The organism is Leptolyngbya cf. ectocarpi LEGE 11479, assembly GCF_015207065.1.
Taxonomy (GTDB): Bacteria; Cyanobacteriota; Cyanobacteriia; order Phormidesmidales; family Phormidesmidaceae; genus Leptothoe; species Leptothoe ectocarpi.
Map to the genome: position 1 here is coordinate 1 of NZ_JADEXP010000403.1, position 5,752 is coordinate 5,752.

Genomic DNA, 5,752 nt, shown 5'->3' on the forward strand with positions numbered 1-5,752 from the left:
GGCCCTGTCAGGCATTGCCAAAGATCTCACTAAAATGAGTTCTAAAAGTGCCATTCGCCTGGTGATTCCCAAAGAGGCTCAGTCCTCTTTATTCAAGTGGGTGGCGATTCTGACCGGTTCTAAGAATGCCCTCAAGGGAGTGGGCTTTTTCTTAGGGGGGTTGCTGCTGTCAGTGTTTGGCTATCCCAGGGCACTGGCAATGATGGCAGCGGGTTTGTCCTTGGTACTGTTGTCGAGTCGATGGCTACCCTCAGGCATGGGAAAAATCAAGGCAAAAGTGAAATTTCGCCAGCTCTTTTCTAAAAGCTCGGAGATCAACAGTCTCTCTGCTGCCCGCTTTTTTCTTTTTGGAGCGCGAGATGTTTGGTTTGTAGTCGGTCTGCCGGTGTTTCTTTATGGCGGGTTGAACTGGTCGTTTGAGCAGGTGGGTGGCTTTCTGGCGATATGGGTGATTGGCTACGGTATCGTACAGTCGCTGGCACCGACATTGCTGCGACGTTTTGGCTCAGGTCAACCGCCCCAGGCTAGCACCATCCGGTTTTGGACGGGGTTTTTGGTGGCAATTCCAGGTGCGATCGCACTGGCACTCCAGCTAGGTCGCCCCCCAGGGTAAACCATCATTATCGGTCTGATGGTATTTGGCATCGTATTTGCTTTTAATTCAGCTGTGCATTCTTACTTAGTGCTGGCCTACACCGAAGACGATAAGGTATCGCTAAATGTAGGTTTTTACTACATGGCCAATTCAGGTGGACGGCTGGCAGGAACCGTATTATCTGGTCTGGTATTTCAGTTTTATGGTCTGGTGGGCTGTCTTTGGGTATCCACCCTGTTTGTGTTGTTGGCAGAGTTAATCACGTTAAAACTGCCGAATCCCAAGACGTTGAAGACAACCGGTTAGAGTAGGGTATAATTTCCTCTACAAAATTCTGTGACTAGGATTTTTTTGTAAAAGGCTCAGCTCTGAGGAAGAAGAGGCAACGCTGAGTCTAGAGAACATAAAACTTTTGTCTAGATTCCATAACATCTACTAAAAGTCTGCATGATAGCACCCTGAGCAACCATATACGGCTTGTATAGGGATCGTATCTATTTATTGTATCTTTTATCACAAGCCACTTTTATTGAGGCTATCAAATGAGTCTAAGGAAAATTATTGATGACCTGCCTTCAGGTGTACAAGAGAAGCTTGTTGAACAGAAATTCTCTCCAGCTTTTATACGGGCACTAGGATTTAATGACGATGAAATGTTCCCTGGATTCAATACAGGACAGGGAATCGCTGATCATGCAGTAGGTCGCAGTACAAAAGATGGTCGGTTTATTGATGCACCTCACAACCCTTATCTATATATCGAAACTAAGGCACCAAACATAAACTTAACCGAAGGTCATCCGCAGTATATAAAAACGGTAGCCCAATTAAAGCAATACCTTCTAGCCCCTAAGTCGGAATCAGTGCAGTGGGGCATTTTAATCAATACACGGCACGCTCAGCTATTTCGAAAACATGGAAAGATTGTATATCCTGCAACACCGTGTTTAGAATGCACAGATATCGATAGTGTCGTCGAAAAGTTTCGAAAGCGGATTGAATCCCCTACAAGGGCTGTAACTATCGCAATTTATAACAATAAGGGCGGGGTTGGGAAAACCACGACGACTATTAATCTAGCTGCTGCACTGACGCTTTTAGGAAAACGTGTACTCACTATTGATTTTGATCCTAATCAGAAGGATCTCGGAGATGCTTTGGGATTGCCTCCGTCTCAGGGGAAAATGCTCAAAGTGTTAACTGACAAGGAGGCTAATATTCGCGACAGTATCACTTCTTATCGTCATAAATTTCCAAGAGCGAATCGAACAGCTAGTTTTGACATTATTTTGTCTGACGAAGATATGACTTCGGTTGACGAAGTTAAGCTAAGTTACAGATTCAAGGCTAATACCTTGCTAAAAGCCTTGGAACCAGTCAAGACAACTGATTATGATTACATACTGATTGATGTGCCCCCAAATTGGAGGATTTTTTCTCAACGTGCTGTATTCGCTGCAGACGTTGTTTTGATGCCTGTTCGCCACGATAACCTGCATTCACTTGAAAATGCTGGGACGGTAATCACTGATTTATTGCCAAGGATACAAGCTCAACGACGGCAATTAGGCGATGCAGGACCTATAGCTTTGCCTGTTTTCCTCAATGCTTTGCCATCTAAAGTATCTCCCAGTCAGGCTAAGGTTATGCATATGGCTATTGATAGAGTCATTGAAAAGGGGATCGAAACCGGCGTTGATCTAAAGCCTTATTTTTACCCCAGGTGGACGCCAGGTCGTTGCAGTCGTGAGATGAGACGACTGCGGTATATGGCACATATTGCCAACAGCGATTTTCATCATAAACCAGCTGCATTTTGCTTCAAGGTAGCGTTCGAACGATATAAGACATTAGCAAAGGATTATTTTTTATGGGGTTAAGTGATATTGGCAATCTTATGTGCTTGCCATTTGATGAAATTGAGCCGGGTCCAGAAACAGAAGCTCATGAATATCTACTCCAAGAGGCGAGCAATTTATTGCAAACAACCCAGCGGAACTGGCTGCCTCTTATTGTCAAAGAAGTAGGACTAGATCAGTATGAGGTCGTAGCTAATTCATTTGTTTACGAGGCGATCTCAAGAGCCGGACTCAAGGAAGCATGGTGTATTATCGCTGACGACGATGAAAACACTGCTCTGACTTCGTTGGTACTGGCCCATGACAGAGTGCCTAAGGCCAACTTGTCCCAGGCTTCGCGCGAGCAAATCTCAGCAGCTCTTGACTACCTCCTTAATCAACCTAAAACCCCTCTTAAAGGAGTGAACCTGGTAAAAGCCACCAATCGTATTGAGGAAGCTCCCGCAAGGAAGTATTGGAAAACCCTTAAACCAATTACTCAGCTGGGCTGCAATATCGGAGCTGGAGCAAAAGTTCAAGAGCTAGAGAAGATATTCTACTTAGAACCAGAACCTATACCTGAAGTAATTACAGATCCGGCACTACTTAAAACATTTACTGCTGGAGACTTAAAGAAAATGGCTAAAAGACGTGGGATTACAGGATATTCCAAGCTGAAGAAAGCTGAGCTGGTCAATACGCTAGCTGCTTAGTTTAATTTTGGCTGGTGCGATCGCACCCTTAATCAGCAAATTCTTTTTATAAGCCGGTCGTCAAATCGATGACCGGCTTAACCTCTACCAAGGCAGCAGTAATCACCCACAGCTCAAGAATTGCAACTTAGTTCATCGTGGACATTTTGCGCAGAGACAGAAATGGTATCCCTGCTGTAGCGCAAGTGGCTATAAGCCGGTAAATTCATCCATGGGCCGTTACGTAACCTCAGACCCCTATCCCTATCCCTACAATGGCGATTTGCGCCCCGACAATACAGCGCTAATCATCATTGATATGCAAACCGACTTTTGCGGACAGGGAGGCTATGTAGACAAAATGGGCTACGACCTGTCCCTGACCCGCGCCCCAATAAAGCCGCTACAAAACCTATTAGCCATCATGCGGGACCTGGGGTACGTCATTTTGCATACGCGTGAGGGTCACCGCCCCGACCTGTCCGACTTACCCGCAAACAAACAGTGGCGCTCCCGCCAGATTGGTGCCGGTATTGGCGACCCTGGCCCCTGTGGCCGAATTTTAGTAAGAGGCGAGGCAGGTTGGGACATTATTCCTGAGCTAGCGCCTATACCTGGCGAAGTCATAATCGACAAACCCGGTAAAGGAGCCTTTTTTGCCACTGACTTAGATCTGCTGCTGCGCCGTGGCAACATTCAAAACATTATCCTCACAGGTATCACCACCGATGTCTGTGTACACACCACCATGCGGGAAGCCAATGACCGTGGCTATGAGTGCTTAGTCCTCTCAGACTGTACGGGAGCAACCGATTACGGCAACTATCTAGCAGCGCTCAAAATGATAAAAATGCAGGGCGGCGTCTTTGGCGCGGTGGCCACATCATCTGATCTGATTGAGGCAATCAAGGCTTAGATGATGGAAACAGCAGCACTGCCCGTCCTAAACAAAACCCAAGTGCCTCCCCAGTTAGACGTGGTGGAGATGACTAAACAGTTTGGTAGCTTTACCGCCCTTGAGGGAGTGTCCATGACCCTAAAGCCAGGAACCGTACACGCCTTATTGGGAGAAAACGGAGCCGGCAAGAGCACCTTGGTCAAATGTGTTATGGGCTTTCACCATCCCACCTCTGGACAGATACTTATAGACCAGCAGCAACAGTCTATCCATAGTCCCAAAGATGCTCATGCCTATGGCATTGGCATGGTGTATCAGCACTTTACATCGGTGCCCGCCATGACCGTTGCTGAAAATTTGGTGTTGGCCCGCTACGACCAAAAACCAATTATTAATTGGAAAAAAGAATCTGAGCAGCTGCAGGCTTTTATTGACCAGTCTCCTTTTAAGGTTGACTTACATACGCCTGTGGGTCAGCTCGCAGCTGGGGAAAAACAAAAGCTGGAAATTCTCAAACAGCTTTATCTCAAAAGTCGCATCCTAATTTTAGATGAACCTACGTCAGTGCTGACACCGGGAGAAGCTGATGAGGTTTTGGGACTGCTGCGCTCAGAGGTGGTCAAAGGTAACCTCAGTATTCTTCTAATCACCCACAAGTTTCGAGAGGTCCAAGCCTTTGCAGATGAAGTGACCGTACTGCGCAAGGGACAGCTGGCTGGACAGGGAGCGGTTAAAGACCTATCGGTGGAAGCCCTAGCCCAGATGATGTTGGGTAAAGCTCGCGAGACCAAATCGGTTAACAAAGTTGAGGTGAATGGCAACATACCCGTTCTCTCCATTACCGATATTCATGCCAGTCGCGATAATGGTTTACCCGCTGTGGAAGGGGTCAATCTTACGGTACACAAAGGAGAGATTGTTGGTATCGCGGGTGTCTCTGGTAACGGGCAGCGGGAGCTGGTGGAAGTGCTGGCGGGACAGCGGCAGCCAACGACTGGTGCGATCGCGGTTAATGGTGAACCCTACACCGCTACTAGAGCCGAAATGTTTCGCCATCAGGTCTACGCTTTGCCAGAAGAGCCTCTGCGCAATGCCTGTGTGCCCACCATGAGCGTAGCTGAAAATATGGCCCTGCGTACGTTTGACCGTCCGCCCCAGGCTAAATGGAACTGGCTGCTGATCTTAAAGGCCATGCGACAGATGGCCCAGGGCTTAGTGCAAACATTTTCAGTCAAAACACCAACGGTGGAAACCCCGGTGAGTCATCTGTCTGGGGGAAATGTGCAGCGCACCGTGCTGGCTCGAGAGCTATCATCGGAATCGGTGAAACTATTGATTGCAGCAAACCCCTGTTTTGGACTGGATTTTGCCGCTGTTGATTTTATTCACAATGCCATCGTGGATGCTCGCAATCGCGGCGTGGCCGTTTTACTGGTCAGTGAAGATTTGGATGAGCTGCTGGCCTTGGCTGACCGGATTCTTGTCATCAGTGACGGCAAACTTGTCTATGAAAGTGAAATTGCCCACGCTGACCTCAGCCTGATTGGCCAGCGGATGGCTGGACATTAAGGCAAAACGCAGCGGCCATTGTTCAACCTGTTTGCCTAAGGACTACCGTAACGAGTGATAATCACGTAGGGCAGAGTCCAGCAATACGATTTTATCTATAAGTTGCTTTGTTGCTATCGGTCTAGGCATCCCAGTGATGAGTAATATCTCTGCCCAAGGA

The 5,752-nt window shown here is 47.5% G+C and carries 5 protein-coding genes and 1 pseudogene; all 6 read left to right on the top strand.

Translation table 11 applies throughout. The features are described 5' to 3' along the window. Positions 1-613: pseudogene (locus IQ260_RS26850) on the top strand (organoarsenical effux MFS transporter ArsJ); the annotation flags it as partial. 54 nt (positions 614-667) lie between these two features. Continuing rightward, on the top strand, positions 668-901 hold the full coding sequence (locus IQ260_RS31280) for a hypothetical protein (RefSeq protein WP_228016471.1): 234 nt from the start codon (positions 668-670) through the stop codon (positions 899-901). A 236-nt stretch (positions 902-1,137) separates the two neighbouring features. Then, the gene (locus tag IQ260_RS26855) at positions 1,138-2,475 is read left to right on the top strand and encodes a ParA family protein (protein ID WP_193996148.1); all 1,338 of its coding nucleotides are present in this window, start codon (positions 1,138-1,140) and stop codon (positions 2,473-2,475) included. Beyond that, positions 2,466-3,146 carry a Rho termination factor N-terminal domain-containing protein gene (locus tag IQ260_RS26860; protein ID WP_193996149.1) on the top strand — a complete coding sequence of 227 codons (681 nt, stop codon included), beginning with the start codon at positions 2,466-2,468 and terminating at the stop codon, positions 3,144-3,146. The genes IQ260_RS26855 and IQ260_RS26860 overlap by 10 nt, the downstream gene beginning before the upstream one ends. 211 nt (positions 3,147-3,357) lie before the next feature. Then, positions 3,358-4,041: a biuret amidohydrolase gene (gene biuH, locus IQ260_RS26865; RefSeq protein ID WP_193996150.1), complete on the top strand. Its 684-nt coding sequence runs from the start codon at positions 3,358-3,360 to the stop codon at positions 4,039-4,041. Then, positions 4,042-5,592 carry an ABC transporter ATP-binding protein gene (locus tag IQ260_RS26870; protein WP_322745056.1) on the top strand — a complete coding sequence of 517 codons (1,551 nt, stop codon included), beginning with the start codon at positions 4,042-4,044 and terminating at the stop codon, positions 5,590-5,592. The last annotated feature ends 160 nt before the right edge of the window (positions 5,593-5,752 follow it).